General features: G+C 46.6%; 17 protein-coding genes, 1 pseudogene and 1 riboswitch. Of the genes and pseudogenes, 7 read left to right on the top strand and 11 right to left on the bottom strand.

Annotated features, from left to right (window positions below; genetic code table 11):
• Positions 1–196: 196 nt before the first annotated feature.
• From ccoG to MADE_RS03600, 5 genes and pseudogenes are all read left to right on the top strand, one after another.
• Complete coding sequence (gene ccoG / locus MADE_RS03620) at positions 197–1,627, top strand: cytochrome c oxidase accessory protein CcoG (RefSeq protein WP_023559511.1); 1,431 nt, start codon at positions 197–199, stop codon at positions 1,625–1,627.
• Positions 1,624–2,608: pseudogene (locus MADE_RS03615) on the top strand (serine/threonine protein kinase). The gene ccoG and the pseudogene MADE_RS03615 overlap by 4 nt, the downstream one beginning before the upstream one ends.
• 106 nt (positions 2,609–2,714) lie before the next feature.
• Positions 2,715–2,977, top strand: a riboswitch (cobalamin riboswitch).
• A gap of 87 nt (positions 2,978–3,064) precedes the next feature.
• Complete coding sequence (locus MADE_RS03610; protein WP_012517253.1) at positions 3,065–4,987, top strand: TonB-dependent receptor plug domain-containing protein; 1,923 nt, start codon at positions 3,065–3,067, stop codon at positions 4,985–4,987.
• A gap of 434 nt (positions 4,988–5,421) precedes the next feature.
• Positions 5,422–6,054, top strand: a complete 633-nt coding sequence (locus tag MADE_RS03605) for a thiol:disulfide interchange protein DsbA/DsbL (protein WP_012517252.1) — start codon at positions 5,422–5,424, stop codon at positions 6,052–6,054.
• A 76-nt stretch (positions 6,055–6,130) separates the two neighbouring features.
• Positions 6,131–6,721: an HD domain-containing protein gene (locus tag MADE_RS03600; protein WP_012517251.1), complete on the top strand. Its 591-nt coding sequence runs from the start codon at positions 6,131–6,133 to the stop codon at positions 6,719–6,721.
• An 89-nt stretch (positions 6,722–6,810) separates the two neighbouring features.
• Here the strand turns inward: MADE_RS03600 and MADE_RS03595 are convergent, their stop codons facing one another.
• The 11 genes from MADE_RS03595 to MADE_RS03545 all read right to left on the bottom strand — a co-directional run bounded on the left by MADE_RS03595 (position 6,811) and on the right by MADE_RS03545 (position 23,312).
• The gene (locus MADE_RS03595) at positions 6,811–8,031 is read right to left on the bottom strand and encodes an alginate export family protein (RefSeq protein ID WP_012517250.1); all 1,221 of its coding nucleotides are present in this window, start codon (positions 8,029–8,031) and stop codon (positions 6,811–6,813) included.
• A 130-nt stretch (positions 8,032–8,161) separates the two neighbouring features.
• Positions 8,162–9,049: an ABC transporter ATP-binding protein gene (locus MADE_RS03590; protein ID WP_012517249.1), complete on the bottom strand. Its 888-nt coding sequence runs from the start codon at positions 9,047–9,049 to the stop codon at positions 8,162–8,164.
• A gap of 16 nt (positions 9,050–9,065) precedes the next feature.
• The gene (locus MADE_RS03585) at positions 9,066–10,061 is read right to left on the bottom strand and encodes an ABC transporter permease (protein ID WP_012517248.1); all 996 of its coding nucleotides are present in this window, start codon (positions 10,059–10,061) and stop codon (positions 9,066–9,068) included.
• A gap of 89 nt (positions 10,062–10,150) precedes the next feature.
• Positions 10,151–11,560 (bottom strand): CmpA/NrtA family ABC transporter substrate-binding protein, encoded by a 1,410-nt coding sequence (locus MADE_RS03580; RefSeq protein ID WP_012517247.1) that lies wholly within the window; start codon positions 11,558–11,560, stop codon positions 10,151–10,153.
• Positions 11,561–12,116: 556 nt separating this feature from the next.
• The gene (locus tag MADE_RS03575; RefSeq protein WP_012517246.1) at positions 12,117–13,433 is read right to left on the bottom strand and encodes a methyl-accepting chemotaxis protein; all 1,317 of its coding nucleotides are present in this window, start codon (positions 13,431–13,433) and stop codon (positions 12,117–12,119) included.
• A 184-nt stretch (positions 13,434–13,617) separates the two neighbouring features.
• Positions 13,618–14,613 (bottom strand): glycosyl transferase family protein, encoded by a 996-nt coding sequence (locus MADE_RS03570; RefSeq protein ID WP_012517245.1) that lies wholly within the window; start codon positions 14,611–14,613, stop codon positions 13,618–13,620.
• Positions 14,597–15,538, bottom strand: a complete 942-nt coding sequence (cobA, locus tag MADE_RS03565; RefSeq protein ID WP_012517244.1) for a uroporphyrinogen-III C-methyltransferase — start codon at positions 15,536–15,538, stop codon at positions 14,597–14,599. The genes MADE_RS03570 and cobA overlap by 17 nt, the downstream gene beginning before the upstream one ends.
• Before the next feature lie 36 nt (positions 15,539–15,574).
• A complete protein-coding gene (locus MADE_RS03560; protein ID WP_012517243.1) occupies positions 15,575–18,403 on the bottom strand; it encodes a nitrate reductase in 2,829 nt (942 codons plus the stop codon).
• A 58-nt stretch (positions 18,404–18,461) separates the two neighbouring features.
• Positions 18,462–18,833: a nitrite reductase small subunit NirD gene (nirD, locus tag MADE_RS03555; RefSeq protein WP_012517242.1), complete on the bottom strand. Its 372-nt coding sequence runs from the start codon at positions 18,831–18,833 to the stop codon at positions 18,462–18,464.
• Between the two features lie 36 nt (positions 18,834–18,869).
• The gene (gene nirB / locus MADE_RS03550; protein WP_012517241.1) at positions 18,870–21,419 is read right to left on the bottom strand and encodes a nitrite reductase large subunit NirB; all 2,550 of its coding nucleotides are present in this window, start codon (positions 21,417–21,419) and stop codon (positions 18,870–18,872) included.
• Between the two features lie 327 nt (positions 21,420–21,746).
• A complete protein-coding gene (locus MADE_RS03545) occupies positions 21,747–23,312 on the bottom strand; it encodes a SulP family inorganic anion transporter (RefSeq protein WP_012517240.1) in 1,566 nt (521 codons plus the stop codon).
• Between the two features lie 405 nt (positions 23,313–23,717).
• On the opposite strand from MADE_RS03545, the gene MADE_RS03535 reads away from it, so the two are divergent.
• Together MADE_RS03535 and MADE_RS03530 are read left to right on the top strand one after the other, a co-directional pair.
• Positions 23,718–24,005: a hypothetical protein gene (locus MADE_RS03535; RefSeq protein WP_012517238.1), complete on the top strand. Its 288-nt coding sequence runs from the start codon at positions 23,718–23,720 to the stop codon at positions 24,003–24,005.
• A gap of 325 nt (positions 24,006–24,330) precedes the next feature.
• Positions 24,331–25,671 carry a nitrate regulatory protein gene (locus tag MADE_RS03530; protein WP_012517237.1) on the top strand — a complete coding sequence of 447 codons (1,341 nt, stop codon included), beginning with the start codon at positions 24,331–24,333 and terminating at the stop codon, positions 25,669–25,671.
• Positions 25,672–25,712 lie beyond the last annotated feature (41 nt).

The following is a 25,712-nucleotide window of genomic DNA, read 5'->3' as shown; positions in this document are numbered from 1 at the left end:
TGTATAAAAGTGTTTACGGTTAAACGAGAAATCAACGCGTTACGCTATGTCATTCGTGAAATTTCTAAACTTTCAGTATTGACTGAAAGTCCTAAAAGTTAGATCATACGCCCCATTATTGATCTATATTAAATACGATGTTGAGATCGCAGTTATACTGCGCAGGCAGTTCGCTACATCTACATAAGGTTAAGCTATGAATGAAAAAATACCGGTAAAGACCGTTACGCCGGTAAAAGTGCATAAGCCGAAAGGTGGTGCAGAGGGTAAGCGCCATGANTCACGCAGTCGTATTTATGTGCGCGCCGTTCAGGGGCCTCTTGAAACCTTCAGACGTTTCTTTGGCCTTTTCTTTTTGGCCTTGTTTGCCGTTATTCCATGGATTCAATACAACGGCCACCAGGCGGTTCTACTAGATATTGGTGAGCAGCGGTTTACTATTTTCTCGCTTACTTTGTGGCCTCAAGACCTTACTTTATTAGCCTATATATTCATTGTTTCGGCCTTTGCACTTTTCTTTGTGACAACCTTTGCAGGGCGAGTGTGGTGTGGCTTTATGTGCCCACAAACCACGTGGGTTTATATCTACACGTGGTTTGAAGAGAAATTCGAAGGCCCACGCAATAAGCGCATAGCGCTTGATGCGCGTAAAATGGACGTAGATAAATTTCTAAGGAAAACAGCCAAACACACAGCGTGGGTATTAGTTGCCTTGCTTACTGCCTTAACTTTTGTGGGTTACTTTACCCCCATTGGTGCCTTATTTATTGACTTTGCTACCTTTGACACAAGCTTTTGGGCGGGCTTTTCGGTTATTTTCTTTGCAGTCTGTACCTATGGTAACGCGGGTTATATGCGAGAAATCATGTGTACTCATATCTGCCCTTATGCCCGCTTCCAGTCAGCCATGTTCGACAAAGATACCTTCACTGTATCTTACGACGCAAATCGAGGTGAGCAGCGCGGGCCGCGCCCCCGGAAACTTAGTCACGAGCAGGTAAAAGAGAAAGGCTTAGGCGATTGCATTGATTGCAACCTGTGCGTACAAGTGTGCCCCACTGGCATTGATATTCGTAACGGCCTTCAATACGAGTGCATTAACTGTGGTGCCTGTGTCGATGCCTGTAACGGCGTTATGGATAAAATGGGTTACCCCAAAGGCCTGATTAGTTTTACGTCAGAAGAAGAACTGGCCGGCGGTAAAACGCACGTTTTACGCCCTAAGCTGATTGGCTATTTTGTAGTGCTTATCGTTATGACAGGCTTACTATTTGCCAACATTTGGACGCGAAGCCCCACCGAGGTGGACATTATTCGCGACAGAAACTCGCTATACCGTGAAACCAATGAAGGCCTGATAGAAAACGTATATACCATTAAGGTTTTAAATAAAACTCAGCAAACCCAAACCTACACTATTGCAGTGAAAGGGCTACCTGATTACGAATACATAGGTGAGCAAACGGTTACGGTTGTCGGTGGTACGGTTTACAGTACACCGATTTCAGTTGCAACCGACGCCTATAATCTGGAAGATACGGTTACCGATATTTTTATCAGTGTAACCACCACAATTGATGGAGAAACGGTTACGGTTGATGAACCAACGAAGTTCCTTTATCGATGACAGATTTTTCTTTCTCTGGGCTTAGCCCAGATACCATATTAGATGCCCTGGAAAGCCAGGGCATTTTTCTTCAAAGCGGCTTGTTAGCGCTTAACAGCTATGAAAACCGGGTTTACCAATTTCTTGCCGAAGATGGCAAGCGTTACGTTGCCAAGTTCTATCGCCCAGGCCGCTGGAGCGACACTCAAATCAGCGAAGAGCATGAGTTTGCTCAAGAACTTATAGAGAATGAAATTCCCTTGGNCCGCGCNTATTGCCATAAACGGCAGTACGTTGCACCATCACAAAGTAGGTGAGACNGACTACCGCTTTGCGCTGTTTCCCTCTGTTGGCGGCAGACAATTTGAAAATGATAACCTTGACCAACTCGAGTGGATGGGCCGCTTTATAGGTCGCATTCATCGTGTCGCTCATTCCAAAGCATTTACTTCTCGCCCTTCCATTGATGTTGAAAGCTATCTCAACGAGCCAAAACAAGTACTCGAGCAGAGCACGCTACTGCCTGATCATTTAAAAACCGCATTTTTTGCCATATTAAATCCCGTCATTTCTGCCACCAAAGAAGCGTATAAGCCCACCACTTCCATTCGCTTACACGGCGACTGTCACCCGGGTAATATTTTATGGCGAGACGGCCCGACATTTGTCGATCTTGACGACTGTCGTATGGGCCCAGCCATTCAGGATTTATGGATGATGCTAAGCGGCGACCGTCAACAGCAGCTTTTGCAGCTTGATACCTTAGTTGAAGCTTACGAGGAGTTTCACACCTTCGACACGTCGCAACTTCCGCTTATCGAGCCCCTTCGCGCCATGCGTATGGTGCACTATATGGCGTGGCTATCAAGACGCTGGGAAGACCCTGCGTTCCCCCGTGCGTTCCCTTGGTTTGCAGAAGATAAATATTGGGAAGGACAAATTCTTGCATTAAAAGAGCAGCTATCTGCGCTTCAAGAGCCTTCATTAAAATTGGGCTATTAGCCCATTTAACACGTGCTTTTTCACTACGCCTTTTCGCAGTGTATTAAAGACAACGAAAAGGCGTAAGGTATAAAAAACTGTATTCGCTATCAATTTTTAACTTCTATATAATCGCCCACGCGTAGGTGCCCTTGTTTATCAACCGATGGCGACGATAACTAGGGTTAAACGGGAAATCAGTGGAAAACTGATGCTGCCCCCGCAACGGTAAACTCAACGCTATGTCGTTTTCTTTTCATACGCCACTGTCTTTTGTAAGTGAGCGCGCTTTTGCGCTAGCAAACACTATTAGATGGGAAGGCAAAAGAGCTATCACTTTAAATGTGATGGTGAGTAAGCCCGGATACCGGCCTGTGCCTCACGGTGTCGTTTGCTTGTAGCCTCAAAATCAGCAAATAGAACGCTTCCCTTAAACATGTGCTCGGGCGGAGTGCATCAAAGAAAATATAAAAAACCATGCGTACATATTTTAATAAAGCAGCGCTAAGTGCTGCGGTTCTCTCGTGCTTAAGCACACCTGCTTACTCTCAAACACTCAACCAAGATATTGAAACGCTAACCGTAACCGGAACGCGTTTGCCTATATCGTTAACGAAACTTCCCGGCTCTGTTTCAGTACTCACCGAAAGCGACATACAAGCTTCGGGAGCACTGCAGCTGACCGATCTTATTCGCGGTTTGCCGGGCGTTAGCCTAGCGCAGTCAGGTAGCCCAGGCGGCTTAGCTGAAGTGCGCGTTCGCGGAAGCGAAACCAACCATTTACTTATATTAATTGATGGCGTTGTATCTAACGATATAGGCCAAGGCAGCCTGGTTGACTTGGCCCACTTAACCAGCGCCAATGTGGTGCGTATTGAACTGCTTCGCGGCCCTCAAAGCGCCCGCTGGGGAAGTGGTGCAATTGGTGGCGTGCTGAGCATTACAACAAAGTCAGGCCAATTTGCGGCCAATACGTCACACGTTGATTTCTCTGCGGCGGCAGGGACACAAGGCACGCTACAAGGCAGTATGAATGCCCGCTCTCAAAGCGATAATGTGGGTGTGTCTGCCTATGCTAGCTATATCCGTACCGATGGCGATAATGTTTCGCGCGTAGGCAATGAAGATGACGGTTACGATAACATGACCGCTGGTCTTAACCTTAACTACGCTGTATCTAATGAGCATACGCTAATTGCTAATTTGCGTACCGTGCACTATGAAAACGACTACGACGGCACTGACTTTGCTGTTACCGGCTTACCAACTGACACCGATAATGTGACCGACGGCGCACAACTTAGCGCTAAATTACGCTGGGAGTTTGCCCCAAACAATACGCAATATCGTTCTGCATTAAGTGCACACTACCGAAAAGACGAGAACGACAATACCGAATCAGGCGTTGACGCCGGTGGTACAACCGGGGAGCGTATTGAGTTAAATTGGACAAGCTTTTACGCCATTAAAAATTGGGATTTTGCTGGCGGCGTTGAATACCTACAGCGACTGTTCGACCAGCGCGGCCCCATCAATTTTGGCGATCCTAATCAAAAGCAGCACGACAATACGTACAGCGTTTTTGCAGAATCTAACGGTCAATTAACCGAGTCTTTAACGGCTACGTTAAGCGCCCGTTATGACAACAACAGCGAGTTTGATAATGCACTTAGCTATCGCGGCGGGTTAAGCTGGCAATTAAATAACCACTACACGCTGTTTACCAGCTATGGAAGCGCGGTTAAAACGCCTACTTTTACAGAGCGCTTTGGCTTTTTCCCAGCCAGCTTCGTTGGCAACCCCAACCTAGAACCTGAAACTAGTGAAGAGTGGGAAGTAGGTGTTAAAGCTAATTGGAAGAAGGTTACGGGTCAGATTAGCGTCTATACTGCCGACTTAGAGGATGAGATAAACGGTTTCGTTTTCGTCCCAGACGCTGGCGCATTTAGCGCCGACAACATTGACGGCGAAAGCGCTCGTGAAGGGGTAGACGTAGAGCTTAACTGGAACAGTGGCTATGGTGACATTACTGCTGCTTACAGCTATTTAGACGCAGAGCAAACAGATAATGGCATTACCAACACAGAACTTCGCCGTGCGCGTCATCAAGGCTCACTCACCTATACCACAGACTTTGGAACAGATACATTCAGCTTGTACACGAAGCTGGCTTATACGGGTAGCCACTATGATACCTTCTTCCCGCCGTTCCCTGAGCCATCGCAGACACTAGCGCTGTCGGCCTACACGCTGGCAACGGTCAACCTTAGTTACCAGATTGATGCTAAATGGCAGGTTTCACTAAAGGTCGATAATGCCTTTGATACCGACTATGAAGACATTGTGGGCTACGCCGGTCAAGAGCGCCGGGCGCTCCTTTCAGTTAACTACAGCATGTAGGAAACCCCACTTGCGGCACAAGTATAAAGGCTATATCCACGGTATAGCCTTTTATTTTTTGCTAGGCTAGATTGCAATTGAAAACACACAAGCCAAGCGCGATTGAAAACACGTAAGCCACGTGTCATGTTGCCACGTGAGTACCCAAAAAACCTTGATACCCGCCTTAATTCATCTTTTGTTCAGTTTGGCACTTTTACACTTACGTCCTGTAAAACCTAACCCACACGTTGAAATCTGCGTTCGCACCATACCGGTTATTACAAGAGTTTGTATGAAACGGCAGCCATTCGTGTAACACACTAGGCTTTGAATCTCGTTTTTTGGTGAGCTTATCGCGTATAAGGTTTTGAAGAACAACAGAACCTAGTTAAGCGAACAATGCTGTGATAATCTCATCACCGATAATATTTTTGAACATAGGATCATATTCCATGAAAAAGTTTGCAGTAATGTTTGTCATGGCAATGCTTTTGCCATTAACGGCCTGTGCACAAGAGCCAGCGTCTAAATGGAAAGAAGGTACGCACTACAAAGTACTTGATAAAGAAGCCACAGATAAGCCAGTAATTACTGAGTACTTCTCGTTTTGGTGCCCACACTGTTTCCAGTTTGAGCCTATCGTTGCGCAAATTAAAGAAAAGAAAAGCGACGGAACTAAGTTCAACAAAGTGCACGTAAACTTTATGCGTTTTACTGGCCCTGAAGTGCAGGACGATGCAACGAAAGCCATGCTTATTGCCCGCGCTATGAAGCAAGAAGATGCTATGAACAAAGCCATCTTTAACTACATTCACAAACAGCGCGCGTCAATTACCGGCCTAAAAGACCTTCGTAACATCTTCGTTGTAAATGGCGTAGACGGTGAAGAGTTTGATAAAATGGCAAAAAGTTTTGGCGTAAACAGCATGCTGCGTAAAAATCAGCAGCAGATTGACGAATACCGTGAGCACTTAACGGGTGTGCCAAGCTTCATCATTAACGGCAAATATCAGCCAACATTCACCGCTGACATGTCATTTGATGACATTGCTGATTTAATCGTGTGGCTATCAGAGCAAAAGTAATTACGCCATTCGTATCTACATCAATTAAACACATTATGGGCGCTTAAGCGCCCATTTTTATGTCTTGGAGAACCCAATGCACGCAGTAAGTGACTTTGCTGATTTCATATGTGAGCTAGACCATTTAAAAGCCGTTAAAAGGCAAATAACGCTACCTTGTGATAACTATCGCCAGGAAAACTCAGCCGAGCACAGTTGGCACGTGGCACTAATGGCAAACATGTTAAGCCAGTACGCCGCTAAGCCCATTGATGTCAGTCGGGTTATTCGCATGATCCTTATTCACGATATCGTTGAAATAGACGCCGGTGATATGTTCGCTTTCAATCACCAAGCCGACCACGATGAACAAGCAGAAAAAGAACTAGCAGCGGCTAAACGAATCTTTGGCTTGCTTCCAAGCCCACTAGATAGCGAAATGCTTTCCCTTTGGCTTGAATTTGAAGCAGCGGAAACCGCCGATGCTGAGTTTGCTAAAGCGATGGACCGTGTACTTCCCGTGTTTCAAAATATGAAAGACAATGGCGGTAGCTGGAAGCGGCATAATATTGCAAGAGAGAAAATAGAAAAGCGAAACGCGCATCTTAAAACCTGCGCACCCGCCCTATGGGATTATGTTTTACAGCAGCTTGATATTGCGGTTAAAAACGGCTGGCTAAGCAATTAACAAGCAATGTTAATATCACTATAGCCAGCGTATTTATTCATGGTGTGGAGAGCTAACACAAACAGCGTTGTTAGCACGGGGGGATAATCTTAAAAACGTGTCCCCACCCACATCCAGAAGCGGTTCGCGTCTACTTTAATATCGCCTGCATCATAAGTACCGTACTTGATGCCAAAGTTATATTTACCTGCAAATTTCTTCGTATATTGAACATTAATTTCGCTACCTAAATCGTCTACCCCGTTGCTACTGTCATCGGCAGTGAAGTCGTGGTAGGCCAATAGCCACTTACCACCAGCAAGGCCACCTGATAGGGAAAACTTGAGGTCTTTTAGCCCCTGCGCAGGTGTACCTAGGAATTGATCGGTCCAACCATTGAATTTATGCAACGTGGCCAGCGGTGTCGAGAACCCATATTGGCCGTCATCTGAACCCAGAATCTCGTAATCAACTTTAGCCGTTACGCCAGAAAAGCTGGCAGCTAAATAGGCATTAAGATATGACGCATCAAAATCCGTCGCGGTTTCACCAGCGCCCGATTCACTTGACTGAGTGGCAAACTCAGCCCCATACGCCCAGTTAACCTTTTCACCTTTCGTTTTCCCGTCGTAACTGACGCCATAAGTATCGAGTGCATTATCAGTATCACTATCGATTTCGAGTAAGTACGCATAACCCACGAACTTACCTATTTTAGAGGTGTAGGTGGCGTGTAAGATATGGTCGTTAGAGTCCAAATCTGCCGCTTCGGCAAAGATGCGATTGCGTTTATAAAGGTAGCTGTAGAAAAGCGATAAATTCTCTGATGCAGCATACTTTGCACTCACTGCATCAAAGGTTTGGCGGTCTTGTCGCCAGCCAACGTGACCCACAAAGCGATGGTCGTCTAAAGTAATAACTTGACGACCTACCTTTGCAGTGAAGTTATCCGCTTTATATTGAATAAACGCTTGGTCGACTTCAGTTGTTTCGGGGTCAGCAATAACCGAGTATTCGCCCACGTTAAAGCCCGTTGGGCCCACAGTAAATTCATCTTGGCCTAATACGATACGACTATCTTCAACCTCTGCGGTAAAGGAAAAGCCATTAACGCTGCCCGAACTAAAGCCTAATCGCGTGCGCAGCGTTAATGCGCTGGCATCTTCTAGTGCATTATCTTGCTCTACAGACTCATAACGCAAGTTCAAATCGGCCCACGCAGTTGCGTCGCTTAGCGCAGTGTGAATATCATCGGCCATGGCGCTTGTACCTATCAGCGTAATGACAGAGGCAGCGAGTATTTTCATTCCAAAGTTTCGTGACGAGTTCATGTGTTTTACCTACCGGTTCTTTATTTTTGTTGGTCAGTACTTTCCCGCCCGACAGAAAACGCCGGGTGAAAAGCGATAGTTAAAATGCGTGGGCGGTAAGGTATACCGCCTTATTCAGATGCCGGCAGTGCTAAGCGGCATCTGATTTTTTAGTGTCTTTTTTTTCAGATGACACCTCATTGGATTTACTGTTTTTCTGTGAAGCAGAGTGCTTAGTCCGTGAAGGCACGGTTTCTACTTTCTTCTGCTTATCGTAAAGGAAAGTCAGCACTTCATGTCGATAGTGGTTGTATTGCTTATTATCAGCGAGCGCTAACCTGTTTCGAGGACGAGGTAACTCAATATCTAGAATTTCACCTATCGTCGCCGCTGGCCCGTTATTCATCATAACAATACGATCAGACAGCAGTACCGCTTCATCTACATCATGGGTAATCATGATCACCGTATTGCCGAGGTCAGCGTGAATTTCCATAAGTGAATCTTGCAGGTGTGCGCGAGTGAGAGCATCAAGTGCGCCAAACGGTTCATCCATCAGCAATACTTTTGGCTCCATCGCTAACGCTCTGGCAATACCTACTCGCTGCTTCATTCCCCCAGATATCTCATTGGGAAGCTTGTCTAAGGCGTGGGTCATGTGTACAAGTTCTAAATTGTGCATGATCCAGTCGCGCATTTCGCCTTTGCTTTTACCTCGCATGGTAGATTTAACCGCAAGTTCTACGTTTTTATACACCGACAGCCAGGGTAATAAAGAGTGGTTTTGGAATACTACCGCACGCTCTGGGCCAGGTTGTTTAACTTCAGCGCCATCTAAAATTACACCGCCGGTAGTGGCTTGGTGTAGACCAGCCACGATATTAAGAACCGTTGACTTACCACAACCCGAGTGCCCGATTAATGAAACAAACTCACCTTTGGCAATTTTTAAATTCACGTCTTGTAGCGCGGTAAACGGGCCTTTAGGCGTAGGGAAATCGATACCTACCTGTTCTAACTCTAAGTGTTTAGTGTGCATAAATATCTCCTCAAAATTAGCGTAGTACGCTCGACTTGTCCCAGCTTACAGCGCGCTGAATTGATAACATTAAGCGGTCTAATACAAAGCCTATTACGCCAATGGTCAGCACTGCCACCATAATTCTGGCTAACGATTCTGAACTGCCGTTTTGAAACTCATCCCATACAAACTTGCCTAACCCTGGGTTTTGAGCGAGCATTTCAGCGGCAATAAGCACCATCCAGCCAATGCCAAGGGACAGGCGAAGGCCAGTAAAGATCATAGGTATTGACGATGGCAGAACAATTTTAGTTAGGTGCGCTAAAGGCGTTAGTCGCAATACTTTACTCACGTTGATGAGGTCTTTATCAATGTTTGATACGCCTACCGCCGTGTTAATAAGCGTAGGCCACAAGCAACAAAGCGACACGGTAAAAGCCGAAGTGACGAAAGACTTTGAAAACGCGGGATCGTCGCTAACGTAAAGCGCACTCACAACCATAGTCACTAAGGGCAACCACGCTAATGGCGACACAGGTTTGAATAATTGAATTAAGGGGTTAATCGCCGTATAGGCAGACTTGCTCAACCCGCACAGTATTCCCACCGGTACCGCTACCACTGATGCAATAAAAAAGCCCACCATTACGGTGTATAGACTTGTCCATATTTGGTCAAAAAAGGTCGGCGCACCGGTAAAATCTCTTATTTTTGGCTCATAAGTGGGGTCTTGAGCTACGCGAGCTGCGTTTCTCGCCTCTTGACGTTCATAAAATGCCGCGGCCTTTTCACGCTGTGCAATATGTTCATCAATTAATGCCCCCGTCTGTTCAAAAACCTGTACCGGGCCAGGAAATTGCCCTAGCGAGGTATCAATACTTTTCGCGACGCCATTCCAAATAGCCAAAAACATTAGCAAACCGATAACAGGCAGCAACAAGGCAGGGGTGGATTGGTATAGCCGACTCGCCATTGAATTAGCATTAGACGGCGAGGTTGGAAGACGAAGAATGGTAGTCATCTTGCTCATTGCTTGCTCCTGACATTGATTAAGCGCTGGTGCACTGTGTTTGCCCCGCTGCACCCAAAGGAAGCTTCCGGGGCGATTAAACTCGACACTTAAAGAACTGTGTTGCCTTTAAGGCCAATTTTAAATTGCTCTAAATAAGCATTTGGCTTGCTTCCATCAAAGGTGACGCCGTCAATAAATTCGCTTTGTGCAGGCTTGTAACCTGTTTCTGTCGAAAACTCTGGGAAGTCTGACGCCTTCGCTTTTCCTTCTGCAATAAGTGCTTTAGCGGCCTGAGCATACACTTCAGGCTTATACACCTTCTTCGCGGTTTCTTTGTACCAGTCGTCAGACTTTGCTTCAGATATTTGCCCCCAGCGACGCATTTGCGTGAGGTACCAAATCGCATCGCTGTAGTAAGGGTAGGTTGCGTTATAACGGAAGAATACGTTGAAGTCTGGCACATCGCGTTTATCGCCTTTTTCGTACTCAAACGTTCCGGTCATGCTGTTGGCAAGGACATCTTCATCCGCGCCTACATAGTTACTTTTCGCTAGAATTTTCACCGCTTCAGGACGATTCGCATTGTCGTTTTCATCAAGCCACATTGCTGCTCGAATAAGGGCTTTAACCACGCGAATATGCGTATTGGGGTACTTTTCAGCCCAACCTTGGCTAACGCCGAACACTTTCTCGGGGTTGTTTTTCCAAATCTCGTAGTCAGTGATAACGGGAACACCAATGCCTTTAAATACAGCCTGTTGGTTCCACGGCTCGCCTACGCAATATCCGTAAATCGTGCCCGCTTCCATGGTTGCTGGCATTTGAGGAGGAGGGGTTACAGAAAGCAGTGCCTGTGCGTCTATTTGCCCCGCTGTATCACCTTTGTGTGGCGCGTAGTACCCCGGATGAATACCCCCCGCGGCTAGCCAGTAACGAAGTTCATAGTTATGGGTAGAAACTGGAAAAACCATACCCATATTAAACGGCCTACCGGCGTTGCGGTATTCGTCAACAACAGGTTTCAGGTAGTCGGCTTTAATAGGATGTACTGGTTTGCCATTTTCCTGAGGGATATGGGCTTTCATTTTTTCCCAAACCTCATTGGATACCGTTATACCGTTACCGTTGAGATCCATACTGAAGGCCGTAACCACGTGAGACTCGGTACCAAAACCGATAGTCGCACCGAGCGGTTGCCCCGCGAGCATGTGCGCTCCGTCCAACTGCCCATCAATAACCCTATCTAGCAACACTTTCCAGTTTGCTTGTGCTTCAAGGGTAACGTAAAGCCCTTCTTCTTCGAAAAAGCCTTTCTCGTAGGCTACCGCTAGGGGTGCCATGTCAGTTAACTTGATAAAGCCAAACTTTAACTCTTCTTTTTCAGGCCAGCCCAACGCTGGCTCCTGTGCGGTAACAGAAGTGGAGAAGCTCGCTACGGAGACAGCGAGAGCAGCGCATACGCCAGCACTCGCCTTTCGCAAGCGTTTAAGTAGTGATGTTGTTTTTAACCCAGTCATACGTGTTCCTCGTAACCAAAAAAAAACCCACCAGCTATCGACGTAATACCGTCGAGCATGGTGGGCTTCGTTGCCGTGTTTGTAATATCGGAGTTCTTACAAACGCATCAAGTTGTTAATGGTAAGTCAGGAATTCCCGCTCACACACCTCATCTTTAAGGGAGGTTTATCAAAAGCTTTAGCTTATAAAACCACTCTGTTCTTATTATTATTCACTTGCCATAGTTACCGGAGATGATATCGCTTCCCTACCGTTCTCCGCTGAATCCTGTTTATTTACCCTATGGCAAATGTTGTGCATTCCACAATGTCGTTGCACTGTGTATGCAAACACTACTCTTTAATAGCAGCATCGTTATTGCACCAGATTAATAGCAGCCTTTGTGCCACAAATATAAACATCTGATTTATATGATATTTAGCAAAAAACAAGGAAGGACATTCAAGAATTACGGGGAGCTAAGTGCACCAAAAAAGGGGGTACTGTTCAACGGTGGTGCGTGTGATACGCGTCCACCGCTGAATCATGTGTTGGCCTTGTTAAAGGGAGACTACCTTACAAACGCTTAGTGAATTGGCCTATGGCGTTTACCACCTCGTTCGCGCCACTTTGTATTTCGCCCATCGCTTGACCAGACTGAGTTGAATACTCTAACGCTTCTCGGGCTTTTTCTTGCCCAGCTTCAATCAACTGCACTGCATTTTCAGTTAGCTTTCTATTTTCTACTACCACATTGACAATTTCTTCTGTAGCACTGCTTGTTCGCGAGGCAAGTTGCCTAACCTCATCAGCCACCACGGCAAACCCACGACCTTGGTCGCCGGCCCGTGCCGCTTCAATAGCGGCGTTTAATGCTAATAAGTTAGTCTGATCGGCAATACCGCTAATGCTTTTTACAAGGTCGGCGACTTTTTGTGATTGCTCGTCAAGATCCTTAATACCTGCGCTAGCATTACCCATTTGAGCGGTAAGTTCGTTCATCGCATTCACTGTGGAATCGAGTACTTCATTACCTTTGCGCGCCTGTTCACCTGTTTCCTGTGAAATATTAAAAGCGACATTCGCGGCTTCAGAAATAGCAAATTCGCGCTGCATTTGCTCTGTAATCACAGTGGCAAATTTCACCACTTTATACAGTTCTCCGTCTTCATTTCTAATTGGGTTGTATGACGCTTCTAACCACACTTCATTGCCAGCACTATCTATACGCTTGTAACGCCCCGATTCTAACTGTCCTTTTGCTAAACCCCGCCAAAACTGTTTATATTCCTCAGAATTTGCTTCTTCTTCGGTACAGAAGATGCGGTGATGCTTACCTTGAACTTGTTCTAAGGTATAGCCGGTCCCTTTTAAAAAGTTCTCGTTCGCCGTGATGATAGTGCCGTCTAATTTAAATTCGATAACAGCAGAAGAACGATGAAGCGCAGCAATCATGTCTCTCAATTCATTGCTGTGAGTGATATTTCGCGTTTGCTCTGCCATATAAAAGGCGATGTACTTCACATTTCCAAAGGCATCATCAATAGGCTGAATAATCCCCCTCACCCAAACCTCTTGGCCTTTAGCATCGAAAAAGCTTATCGCGCCATGCCAGTGGCGGTGAGTTTTGATGGCGCCAAGTAAATCCTGTGCAGCTGGCTTTCTTAACGCATTTTGACTCATTAGGCTGTCTAGACTCTTGCCTTCTAATTCGCTGAGTGAATAGCCAGTAGCTTGGGAATAGAGGTCATTCACTGCGCGAATTCGGCCTTCTGCACTTAATTCGACATACAACATTTCTTCCCGTAATTCTTCCTGAACGGTATGATATGCCTCGATTTCCTTTTCCAAACGTTGCTTCTCGGCTATCAACTCTTTATTTTTGAAAAACATTCTGCGCTCCTAATGGACCTCGTTTCACGCATTTTTAACGTCTGCATCTATTTACACTAAAGGCAAATCACCACTACAGGCATGCCCGTAGCATGCCTCGGTAAGCGCAGTCATTTTGAAACAATAGGCTAATTTTTTTTGGTCTTGATTAAAGATAGCAGAGGATTTGAAGAGCATTAAAAATTTAAGAAAATAAAAAAGGCAGGGATTGTTTATCGCGCTCAGCCCAAAGCTGCCTTGCTTGGGTAAGGGCATCGGTAACGGCACAATTTTTAAGAAGTACTAGATAGCTAGCTAATGTACTTAGGATAGCCTGCTCACCATAAAGGCTATTTGCTTTACCTGCCCAGACGTCAAGCATGTCGTCAACCTTCATATCTTTGTCTTTGAGCGCCCATTTATCAGCGAGCACAGGCATTATAACTTCTTCGGTTTTCCCGTTTCGGGTAATAAAAAGCTCAGTTTCTCTTTCACCGTTAACTTCTGGATCACCTCCATCACCGCGAAAGCAGAGCGCATCAATCGAAGGATAGTTTTCGTTTACGCGGCAGTGTTTATGGTCAAGGTGCATGTGATAAACCCCTTGAACACAAAATTTGGCAGCTGTAGGGTTCAATAGTCTAGCGAGAGTATTAGCACACGATCGTAATCCAAAGACGTCTCGTAATTTAATAATAGTGTCCAAAGCGCGAAGAAGATAAGACAAATCAAGGTAAGTGACACCCTTTTCAGTCAACTGCTGTTTTGCCTGAGCAATACTATTAACTTCGGGTAAGCCAAGTTTGGGTAAAGCGATACTCGCGTAAAGGCGACCAGAACCTGGCTCGTGGGCACCGTGAAGCATAACTGAATACCCGTTTCTTGCCAATATGGCCACGGCCAATAAATACCAAGGTAGTTGACGGCGTTTACCTGCATAACACCCTATATCTAAGGTAGGCGTAAGTGTTTTCACCTCGGGCTCGATTAACTCTCTACAGGCATCGACAAAACCAATGACTTCTTCTGGGGTTTCTTCTCGCGTGCGCAGCAGCATGAGAAAAGCGCCGCGCTGATCGCCTGTCACTTCATTAGCCAACACCATTTTCATGGCATGGTAGGCCTCTTCTCGGGTTAGGCTGCGCCCCCCTTTCTGACCCTTACCAATTATTTTTATGTATTCGCTAAATGGTTGCTGCATGCTCGGATGAATGTAGTAGAAGTGTATTAACCTGTTGACGAGACTCTACCACTTTTCCAAATATAAGTAACGTCGGGCCCGTTAAATTCGCTGCGTTTACTTTACTATGTATATCAGCCAGCGTTCCTGTAATCATGCGCTGCCCAGGGGTGGTCGCATTTTCTATGGCTGCTACAGGCCATGCGAGTGGCACGTTGTGATTAACCAGCCCACGGCAAAGCCCTTCTAGGCGACTTAGCCCCATGTAAACCACCATGGTGTGTTTCAATACGCTTTGTGCCATTGACGCCATTTCTGGCCATTGGTCTGCATCTTTAAAGTGGGCCGTCATAAAGCTTACCGATTGGGCGCAGCGCCTGTCGGTAAGGGGTATTCCGGTATAGGCAGATACGCCCGATGCAGCGGTAATACCAGGCACGATAGCGAAAGGAATTTCCGCTTTGGTTAATGCATCAGTTTCTTCGCAGGTTCTTGCAAATAGCGCTGGGTCGCCCCCTTTTAAACGCACGACGGTGCGCCCCATGCCTGCGAGTTCAACTACGCGCTTACAAATAGCATCTTGGGTGAAGCTGTGCTTTTTACAGCGTTTACCCACATATTCTTTCGCCACTGCTTGAGGGATTAACGCCAGTATATCTTCGCTCACTAAGGCATCGAACAGCACTATGTCTGCCTGTTGTAAGAGGCGAAGCGCCTTTAATGTAAGTAACTCGGCATCTCCTGGGCCTGCGCCTACAATAAATACTTGGCCGCGCTTTCCAGCGTTACGCTGAGAAGGCGTTGAGAATTCGCTCAAAAAACGCGACGCCGTCGAATTGTTCTTGGTTATGTGCTGGGTATTGCGTTTAGCTACGCTAAGGTTTGATCCGCGGGCTTTAAAAAAGGTGCGTAAAAAAGGTAACGACCAGCTAGATGCTAATGACATGAATAAACGCTCCTAAATAATTTGAATGTAGATAACTTAAGCACCTATCAATGCGTGCTGATTAATTCGTTGTGATAGTGCAGGCTTACACGAGCCACAGTTCGTACCGCATTTTAGCTTTTTGCCAAGTTCCGTTACCGAGGAGCAACCGCCTTCTATAGCGTCACTAATTGTTTTCTCGCGCACCTCGAAGCAACTACACACTACATCGCCATTTAAAAACGCCTCGTCTACTTGAGTGCGTAATAACTTGCGCTGGGTTTCAAGGCTAATAGAGGTATTCAGCAGACTGGCAACCCAAGCATTAGGCACTGACCATCCAACGTTAGCGTCTACTGCGGCTTCCTGCTCTGGCTCATCACCTAAAAACGCCGCAAAGCAAAGCTTATCGTCTACAAGGGCTATACATACTGAGTAGGTGTGATGATGAAACTGCAATAACACAGTGTTTTGTGGTAAAAGAGGTAACACGTCTTGTGTGAATGCTCGGCGGCCCTTGTTCGATGCAATATTAAATACCGTTGACGCATCACCAGACAGGTTTGTATTCGCTGTCAATACTGCACCTTCAATGGGCGTTTTCGTCCAATAGTCGCAAGCATGCTGTAGCGCGACTTCATCGAGAAAGTTAAATTCACTGGGCTGCGCGTTTTGCACTATTGATGCTACGAAAACTTTGCCGTAGGTGGTAAAGCGTACAGGTTCTATAGCAACGGCAGCGTGCTTTAACTCGGGTTGACCTGAAATAGGGTCTACCGCACTGGCGTAAAGTGACCCCAACTTGCAGTGTGAGCCGTACTGAGCAGACCAATGGATAGGAATGAAGACTTCTCCTTTGCGCATGTCTTCATCGATTTTAACGGGATAGATAACCGGGGCATCTACACATGCCGCACTATGCAAAGCCACGTAGTCTTTATTCCTCGCGCCTAGCGTTTTAGCATCATGAGGGCTTACATGCACGCTGGCATTAGACGTATGGGCTAGCAACTTTGCTGCTTTGCCGGTACGAGTCATGGTATGCCATTGATCTCTGGCGCGCCCACTGTTTACCACAAACGGGAACAGCTTCGACGTTTGTTGCTGTGGTGCTTTAAATACAACAGGAATAAGCTTGGCTTTACCGTTAGGCGTAGAGAACTGTTTATCGGCAAAGGGTCGCTTGCTGTTAAGCCCTTGCATACCTTGCAACTCATCAGATGTTGTAAATGGCCACTGTAAAGGCGACATGGCATCATATTGCGCCTGAGTAATATTTTGTAAAGGCGATAGGTCCAGCTGGCGTTGCCCATTATTTTGATAACCGGTTAACCCTGCGTATTCGCAAAAAATTTGCGATGGATGGGTAAAATTAAATGCCTCAGCAAAGCCCATTTTAGCCGCTACGTCACACATAATTTGCCAATCGTGTTTTGCACAGCCTGGCGGAGGCAAGATACCCCGCTGACGTGATATACGGCGCTCTGAATTGGTCACCGTTCCATCTTTTTCAGACCATCCCGTTGCCGGAAGGGCAATGTGGGCGTATTTCAATGTGTCGTTAGATTCCACGATGTCAGACACCACCACCATGTCGCACTTTGATAGTGCGCGCTCGACTTGACCGCGGTTGGGCATACTTACTACAGGGTTAGTGCCCATTATCCAAACGAATTTTACTTCCCCCCTTTCAATGGCGTTAAAGAGGTCAACAGCTTTAAGCCCCTGCCCTTTAGGCATAACTGGCGCGTTCCAATACGTTTTTACTGCGTTGATATGCTCAAGGTTTTCAAGGTCCATATGTGCGGCAAGCATATTTGCTAGCCCACCTACTTCACGGCCTCCCATGGCATTCGGCTGGCCCGTAATTGAGAAAGGCCCGCAGCCTTCTTTTGCAATTAAATCGGTGGCTAAATGGCAGTTTATAATGGCTTGCGCTTTATCTACGCCTGCTGACGATTGGTTCACCCCCATTGAATAGAAGGTAATAGCCCGAGTCGCTTCACAAAAAATCTCATAAAAGGTTTTCACGCTGCTAGCGTCGACATCGCAAATCTTGGCGACTTCGCTAAGCGTCGACGCGCTCGCACTTTCTAAGGCTTCATCTAAACCGTCGGCAAACCTTCCAACGCTTGCCTTGTCTATCCTTTCCTGCTTATTAGCAAAGCGTAGCAGGCCATTAAAGAGTGCCACATCACTGCCGGGTTTTATTGCTAGGTGAAGGTCGGCAATGGTACAGGTTTCGGTTTTGCGTGGGTCTATGACCACCACCTTCATGTGCGGGTTTTTAAGCTTTGCACGCTGAATACGCTGAAAGAGTACAGGATGTGCCCACGCCGTGTTACTCCCTGTTATAACAAGTAAGTCAGTGCTTTCTAAATCTGCGTAATCGCATGGCACCACGTCTTCGCCAAATGCACGCTTGTAGGCAGCCACGGCTGACGACATGCAAAGGCGTGAGTTAGTATCAATATTGGCACTGCCGATGTAGCCTTTCATTAATTTGTTGGCAATGTAATAGTCTTCGGTCAGTAGTTGACCTGACACGTAAAAAGCAACGGCATCCGCGCCATACTGCGCAATAGTAGAGGCGATCTTATCCGCAATCACATCGGTGGCCGTGTCCCAATCCACCGATTTACCTGCCATGGTTGGGTGAAGTAAACGCCCATTAAGGCCGTTCGTTTCAAGCAGGTTTGTTCCTTTAACGCACAACCTACCAAAATTGGCGGGATGCTCGGGCGTGCCCTTAACAGTGTCCAGGGTTACGGCACGCTTACTTGCGTTGCAACTGATATCTACGCCACAACCCACGCCGCAATAAGGGCATGTTGTTTGTCTTAACTGTTCAGACATAATATCGGGTTGTGGAGTAGCCATATTCATATCATTACCTTTTTCGTTTTCTCTGCTTTGTCAACGCCTTCTGTGTGCAGCGTACCGCTTAAATGCCAATGAAAACCTTTTCACCTTCTACTTTTACTGGGTAAGTGGTAACCGATATATCATCGTGTTCCTTACATAGCCCGCTTTCTAAAAAGTAATGCTCCTTGTATAAAGGAGACGCAACTACCGGGGCGCCGCCAATTGACCCCAAAAGCCCGCGATATAGCACGTTGGCCTTGCCAATGGGGTCGTAATTACTTATCGCAAAAACCTGGGTTTCCCCTTTGACACATAAACAAAAAATCGCGATTTGCCGAGACTCTACCAGGGCGCAAACGCCGCTATTTTTTACTAAGTCCCGTGTTTCGCACACTAGGTGCCATTGCTGAATATCTTGTCCTGAAGCTAAAAGATTTGGCGCTGCTGACATCAAATGTTCCTCCTAAGCTCTTTAATAACTAAATCGCTATACCATAGCGACTGGAATAAACTGGTCTTTCCCTGCCACTTTTTCAGCTTCTGTTGCAGGGCGAACCTGGCCGCGCTCTGAAACAAACTGAATATTGGTATCGCCTGCATTACTGTTTACAAACTGACGGAAACGCTTGCGCGCTTCAGGGTCTTCGATAGTGGTTTTCCACTCACATTGATACGCGTCAACCACGGTATCCATTTGCGCTTCTAGCTCGTCGTTAATGCCCAAGGCGTCGTTTATCACCACATCTTGAAGATAAGCTAAGCCGCCTTCTAGGTTATCCATCCACACTGAAGTACGCTGAAGGCGATCGGCAGTCTTCACATAGAACATCAACACGCGGTCGATATATTTGATAAGGGTTTCGGTATCTAAGTCGGTGGCAAACAAGTCGGCATGGCGGGGCTTCATACCGCCGTTACCGCATACATACAAGTTCCAGCCCTGCTCAGTGGCAATAACACCAATGTCTTTACTTTGGGCCTCAGCACATTCACGGGTACAGCCTGATACAGCAAATTTGATTTTGTGCGGTGCACGTAAGCCTTTATAGCGATTTTCTAAATCGATAGCGGTACCAACTGAGTCTTGTACGCCATAGCGACACCAAGTACTTCCCACGCACGACTTCACAGTGCGCAGTGCTTTCGCATACGCATGACCGGTTTCAAATCCCCCCGCTACTAGCTTCTCCCAGATGTCAGGAAGGTGTTCAACACGCGCGCCGAATAAATCGATACGCTGCCCACCGGTTATTTTGGTGTACAGGTTGTACTCTTTCGCCACTTCACCTAACAAAATCAATTTCTCTGGCGTGATTTCTCCGCCCGGCACCCGTGGCACAACGGAATAAGTCCCGTCTTTTTGCATGTTGCCAAGGTAGATATCGTTAGTATCTTGTAACGGTAGGTGGGCCGATTTTAGAATGTAGTCGTTATAAACTGATGCCAAAATAGAGCCCACTGCGGGCTTACAAATCTCGCAACCTAAACCTTCACCATGCTGCTCTAGCAGATCATCAAACGTGCGAATACCGTTTACTTTTACAATGTGAAAGAGCTCTTGACGTGTATAGTTAAAGTGCTCACAAATGGCTTTTGAAACTTCAACGCCGCGTTTTTCAAGCTCGCTGTCCACCACGTTTTTAAGTAGCGCTGCACAGCCACCACAGCCTGTACTGGCTTTGGTTTCACCTTTCACATCCGCTACGCTACAGCAGCCACCTTCAATGGCTGAAACAATATCGCCTTTTGTTACATTCAGGCAGGAACAAATAGACGCGGTGTCGGGTAACGCATCGGCGCCAAGAGCAGGAGCGGCATCCGACGACGGAAGAATAAGGCTTTCAGGATGCTCAGGAAGGTCGATAGCGTTAAGCGCATACTGCAATAACGTATCGTAATCGCTTGTGTCACCTACCAGTACCGCGCCCAGCACTTTCTTTTGTTCACTATCAACAACAAGCTTTTTGTAAACGCCTTCAGGTTGGTTTAAGTAGGTATAACTTAATGCCCCTTCAGTACGTTCGTGCGCATCACCAATTGAGCCAACTTCAACCCCCATAAGCTTCAACTTGGTGCTCATATCGGCACCTGAAAACTCAGCATCACCACCGGTTAGATGACTTACCGCAGTGCGAGCCATAGTATAGCCGGGGGCAACAAGGCCGAAAATTTTGTTGTCCCATAGCGCGCACTCGCCTACGGCGTATATATTCGGATCAGACGTCACACAGTGGTTATCAATAACAATACCGCCGCGCTCGCCAAGTGTTAGTGCTGACTTCCTACCAAGCTGATCCGAAGGGCGAATACCCGCAGAAAAAAGGATCATGTCGGTTTCAAGTTCGGTGCCATCGGCGAACACCATTTTATAGCGACAGGTATTTCCCGCTTCAATGCTTTGTGTCGCTTTTTGGGTATGAACAGTCACGCCCAAATCTTCAATTTTATCTTTAAGGACTTTACCACCGGCTTGGTCAAGTTGAACCGCCATTAGCTGTGGCGCGAACTCGACGACATGAGTATCAAGGCCGGCTTGCTTAAGTGCGTTCGCCGCTTCTAAGCCTAACAGGCCGCCGCCGACAACCACCCCCACGCTACTTACCGCCGCCGAGGCCTCAATGGCAAGTAAGTCATCGATGGTACGGTAGACCAAACAGTGCTCTTGCTCGTTACCGGGAATAGGCGGCACGAAAGGATATGAGCCGGTAGCAAGCACAAGTTTATCGTAACTAAATACCTGCCCCTCTGACGTCGTCACTTTTTTGTTGTCACGGTCTATATCGGTCACCAACGCATTGGTCACTACACTTACGCCCCACTGGGCATACTGTGCTGGGGTGGTAAGCGCTAAATCATCAGCACTTGCGCCACTAAAAAACGAAGATAAGTAAACGCGGTCGTACGCGAGGCGAGACTCGCCGCATAAGACGGTTATTTCTACATTGGCGTCGCTTTGGTGAAGCTGTTCAACAAAATGGTGCCCCACCATGCCGTTGCCTACGACGACAATTTGCGTTTTTGAGTCCAATGAAGTCATGGTATTCCCCTTTTTTCGGGACAAAAAAAAGCCCGCTTCAACTTTCGTTGATGCGGGCTTCGTTGCCTATTTTGCTAGTACTGACACTTAAGTTCAGCATATTCTAGCTAACACATTTTACGGAGTGTTATAAATCACACAATTTTCAGCGATTGACACAAATCACTAAAACACACTTTACGTTTAATACTATCCAAATTCAGTGCCAATCGTGTAACACGCTGTTTTTAATAGATTTAAGATAAAAAAGGCAATATTTTTATTTCTAAGCTGCACCAAACAAACGCAAACCTGTGTTCACTTGGTGCATTACTTAATGTTAAAGATTTACGCCAGTTTGTCTGTCGCTACGCGATAGCGAGGGTCTTCTACCACGTTTATCTCAACAAACTTGTCTGCCTTGCGAAGTAGTGAACGACACTCATCGCTAATGTGGCGAATGTGCAGCTTCTTACCTTGCTCTTCATACTTGTCAGCAAGGGTGTCCAGCGCATCAATACCTGACGAATCCCAAATGCGAGAATCTTTAAAATCAATAACGATATCATTAGGATCGTTGGCAATATCAAACAAATCTTTAAAGTGAGATACCGAACCAAAGAACAGTGGGCCGTCTAGCTCATACACTTTCCAGCCGTCGTTATCGATATGCGATTTCGCTTCAATATGACGGGCGTGTTTCCATGCAAACACCAGCGCGGAAACGATAACCCCTACCACAACCGCTATCGCAAGGTCAGCAATAACCGTAACGCCGGTGACCAAGAATAATACAAAGGCATCTTCTTTGTTAACGCCTCGAACAATTCTAAATGACGCCCATTCGAAAGTAGCGATTACTACCACAAACATAACCCCAACAAGGGCGGCTAGCGGGATCATTTCAATAAGCGGGGCGGCGAATAAAATAAAGCCCAACAGTACTAACGCCGCGGTGATGCCTGACAGGCGACCACGACCACCAGAGTTAATATTAATCATGCTTTGACCAATCATGGCGCAACCGCCCATACCGCCGAAGAAACCGTTAACAGTATTCGCAACACCTTGGCCCACGCATTCTTTGTTACCGCGACCACGGGTATCGGTCATTTCATCAATCAAGGAAAGCGTGAGTAGCGATTCAATAAGACCGACCAAGCAAAGAATGACTGAGGTAGGCAGAATTATCATGAAGGTTTCCCAAGTGAACGGCACCATAGGAATAGCAAAACTCGGCAATTCGCCGGCTAGCGTAGCAGTATCGCGCTGGTCTGCTGGCAGCAAGTCGCGAACAAAGTCGATAACCGTACGGGCTTCTAGGTCAAGGCCGTGCACTAATGCAGTTACCGTAACAATGGCCACAAGCGAAGCAGGTACAGCTTTAGTTAGCTTAGGAAGCAAGTAAATAATGGCCATGGTTAACGCCACAAGCCCTAGCATCCAATATAGCAGCGTACCTTCCATCCACTGAAGTTCACCTGCCGCATTGGTCACTTTAAATTGACCTAGCTGAGCCAAGAAAATAACGATGGCCAAACCGTTTACGAAGCCCAGCATTACTGGGTATGGCACCAGTCGAATAAACTTGCCGAGCTTGAATATACCGCACATTATTTGCAGCAAACCGGCCAAGATAACCGCAGCGAACAAGTACTGTACGCCGTGCTGGGCAACCAGTGCCACCATCACCACGGCCATAGCGCCGGTAGCGCCAGAAATCATACCCGGGCGACCGCCAATAGCAGAAGTGATCAAGCCCATCATGAAAGCCGCATAAAGACCAATCATTGGTTCTACGCCGGCTACAAATGCAAATGCTACGGCCTCAGGTACCAAGGCAAGCGCCACGGTAATACCTGATAGCACGTCGTTTTTAACGTTGCTGTCTTTACTGGTAATTAAATCGAACATGTTCTCTCAGAAGCTAAGATGTTAAACACAACAACCCACCGTGGCGTAAACCGCTAGATTGAGCAGCACACCATGCAAGTAGGAGAATTTTTCGGCGATTCTATCACCATTAGGGCTTAAAATCTTTCAATAGATTGTCACTAAGACAAACCTTAATCCGTAAAGTCTTTCCGCTTTTCGCCACCAGTTTGTTGCTGCCCAAATTTTTTATGTTGATAGAACCCTGTTTTTGAGCGTTTTCATATCGCTTAATTTTCTCGCCTTTGCTGACAAATGGCGCCGTCCATGGCATCGTATTACGGTATTTTATTCATGTTGTCCGTCAGCGCTCACGGTTGGAACTAAGTCGAGCATGGTGATGAGACATCGCTTTAAGGCTAGTGCCTTATTCAACGAGGAGTTAAAGTGGTACCTTATATTCTTACTATTTTGTGCGTGTTGGTGGCAGGCGCTATTCATTGGATGTCGCCAAAGGCTTATTGGAAAGCGACCATTATGTCGACCGCCGTTATTTTATTATTTTCCGTTGCCGCCCTATTTATCTTCCAAGCGTCGGGCATGCTAGTGAGCGAGCACACCGGAGAAAACGCTGACTTCTCAGGGCAAATGCTTACTATCACAACCATGATTGCGTTCTTTGGCTTTCTCATTTCCTTATTTGTAGGGTGGTTTCTTCGGGTAGTAAGAAACTAAGAGACAACCACATTAAGAAAAATCCCAAAGTTTCAGCGTTTTGCTGTGTTGTACGTATAAACAGCCCCGAAAACGCCAACACCAGGTTGCACCAATTTGGCGCAACCATTCACTTCTCGCTACACAAATAAGGCAACAGCCACACCCTCGACCCCTTTATGTCGAACCATGGTCAAACCCTTCGTGGCTCCCAGCCCTTTATTCTTATTGGCGCTGAAAGAACTTAACGCCACTGAACCTTCATGGCATCCCTGCATTATAAACAGGGCATAAGTGTTGCTTGGCTTAATGCGTTATCTCTATTTTTAGCTAAAGTAGTTTCCTTATGCTTCATGAATCCGAACCGACCATTACACTGTGTAGCGACGCGACTAAGCGCTTTTTACTTGCAGCTAAACACGCTGAGATTACGGTACTTGAACAGTTATCGAGTAACTGCCGCATTGTTATTGCAGTGCGAGAACTTATTCATGAACTTCAAAAGGAACGGGGTGCCAGCAATATCTTTCTCGCGTCAAACGCCGAGCGATATCGCTCAGAGCGGATGCAATATGTTGCTGCTAGTGAACACGCAGAGTCAACGCTAAAAAGCCAGTTAAAATCCCTCTACCTGACTGATGAGATCACCACGGGCAACCCGCGTTTATTGAGTAGCATTACGCTTGCAATGCAGGCCACAGACTACCTACCTCGATTAAGAGAACAAGTGAGTAAGCAGAAGCTAACGCCACTGGAGTCGACACGCGCGTACAGCCGTTTAGTCGCCAGTTTACTTACCGTTATTTTTGAAGCGGCGGATATTGCAAGCGACCCAACTATTACTAGATTGCTAGTGGCGTTATTCAACTTTATGCAGGCGAAGGAATACGCAGGGCAAGAACGGGCTTGGGGGGCGATTGGTTTTGCAGAAACCCATTTTGATGCGCGTTTATGCGAAAAGCTTGCTGCCCTTCAGCAAGCCCAAGAACATCACTTCAATATTTTCTGTGAGTTTAGCTGTAAAGCACACAAAGACGCCTTGGATACGTTAAATAAAAGCCCTGCCGCTATCGATATCGCGCAGCTTAGAAACATGATTGCGCAACTTGGTGACGGCAGCCCAATTGCTGGTGAGATATCAGAAGTTTGGTTTGATGTAGCGACACGTCGCATGGATGCCATGCAGGCCATTGAAGTCGCGCTCACGGAAGCCCTTTTGCATCAAGCCAATACTAAAGTGGCCGACGCAAAAAATGAAATGGCCAATCATCAACAGTTGCTTAAACGCTTCAACGATGAACACGCCACCGATGGCTCGCCACTCACCCTATTGTTCGACCCCAGCATGCCGGGCTTAGCGGAAGATAGTAAAGACGACGAGCTTAAAACGCTGCCACTTAATGAGCAAACCAAAACCTTATCTGCCCACCGCTCTTTTTATGATTTACTGCGTTCACAAGCACAACATATCGAAGACATGGGCCGCGAACTTGAAGAAGCCAAGCGGGCAATACAAGATCAAAAGCTGATAAGTCGAGCAAAACTGGTAGTAATGGAGCAGTTTGGGCTAAGCGAAAACAATGCATATCGCCGACTACAAAAACAAGCCATGAGCGAAAATACCACTATTGCGGCCATTGCTGCCAAGATAGTTAGCATTGCTACAAAAAGTGCAGTGAGAAAGTAGCTTAAGCCCATTTTTGCTTTAGTGATTAGCCAAAATAGCTG

Origin of the sequence: Alteromonas mediterranea DE (assembly GCF_000020585.3) — a bacterium.
GTDB lineage: Bacteria > Pseudomonadota > Gammaproteobacteria > Enterobacterales > Alteromonadaceae > Alteromonas > Alteromonas mediterranea.
Note: the sequence above shows the minus strand (reverse complement) of the source record. Positions and strands in the feature narration are given on the sequence as shown.

What these genes read in the sequence shown, in the direction of transcription:
- nirD (WP_012517242.1), bottom strand. Translation starts at nt 18,833, where the DNA reads ATGTCAGCAGCGCCAAATCTTTTAGCTTCAGGACAAGATATTCAGCAA.
- MADE_RS03580 (WP_012517247.1), bottom strand. Translation starts at nt 11,560, where the DNA reads ATGACTGGGTTAAAAACAACATCACTACTTAAACGCTTGCGAAAGGCG.
- MADE_RS03585 (WP_012517248.1), bottom strand. Translation starts at nt 10,061, where the DNA reads ATGAGCAAGATGACTACCATTCTTCGTCTTCCAACCTCGCCGTCTAAT.
- MADE_RS03605 (WP_012517252.1), top strand. Translation starts at nt 5,422, where the DNA reads ATGAAAAAGTTTGCAGTAATGTTTGTCATGGCAATGCTTTTGCCATTA.
- cobA (WP_012517244.1), bottom strand. Translation starts at nt 15,538, where the DNA reads ATGTCATTAGCATCTAGCTGGTCGTTACCTTTTTTACGCACCTTTTTT.
- MADE_RS03600 (WP_012517251.1), top strand. Translation starts at nt 6,131, where the DNA reads ATGCACGCAGTAAGTGACTTTGCTGATTTCATATGTGAGCTAGACCAT.
- MADE_RS03570 (WP_012517245.1), bottom strand. Translation starts at nt 14,613, where the DNA reads ATGCAGCAACCATTTAGCGAATACATAAAAATAATTGGTAAGGGTCAG.
- MADE_RS03595 (WP_012517250.1), bottom strand. Translation starts at nt 8,031, where the DNA reads ATGAACTCGTCACGAAACTTTGGAATGAAAATACTCGCTGCCTCTGTC.
- MADE_RS03545 (WP_012517240.1), bottom strand. Translation starts at nt 23,312, where the DNA reads ATGTTCGATTTAATTACCAGTAAAGACAGCAACGTTAAAAACGACGTG.
- nirB (WP_012517241.1), bottom strand. Translation starts at nt 21,419, where the DNA reads ATGACTTCATTGGACTCAAAAACGCAAATTGTCGTCGTAGGCAACGGC.
- MADE_RS03590 (WP_012517249.1), bottom strand. Translation starts at nt 9,049, where the DNA reads ATGCACACTAAACACTTAGAGTTAGAACAGGTAGGTATCGATTTCCCT.
- MADE_RS03560 (WP_012517243.1), bottom strand. Translation starts at nt 18,403, where the DNA reads ATGAATATGGCTACTCCACAACCCGATATTATGTCTGAACAGTTAAGA.
- MADE_RS03575 (WP_012517246.1), bottom strand. Translation starts at nt 13,433, where the DNA reads ATGTTTTTCAAAAATAAAGAGTTGATAGCCGAGAAGCAACGTTTGGAA.
- MADE_RS03530 (WP_012517237.1), top strand. Translation starts at nt 24,331, where the DNA reads ATGCTTCATGAATCCGAACCGACCATTACACTGTGTAGCGACGCGACT.
- MADE_RS03610 (WP_012517253.1), top strand. Translation starts at nt 3,065, where the DNA reads ATGCGTACATATTTTAATAAAGCAGCGCTAAGTGCTGCGGTTCTCTCG.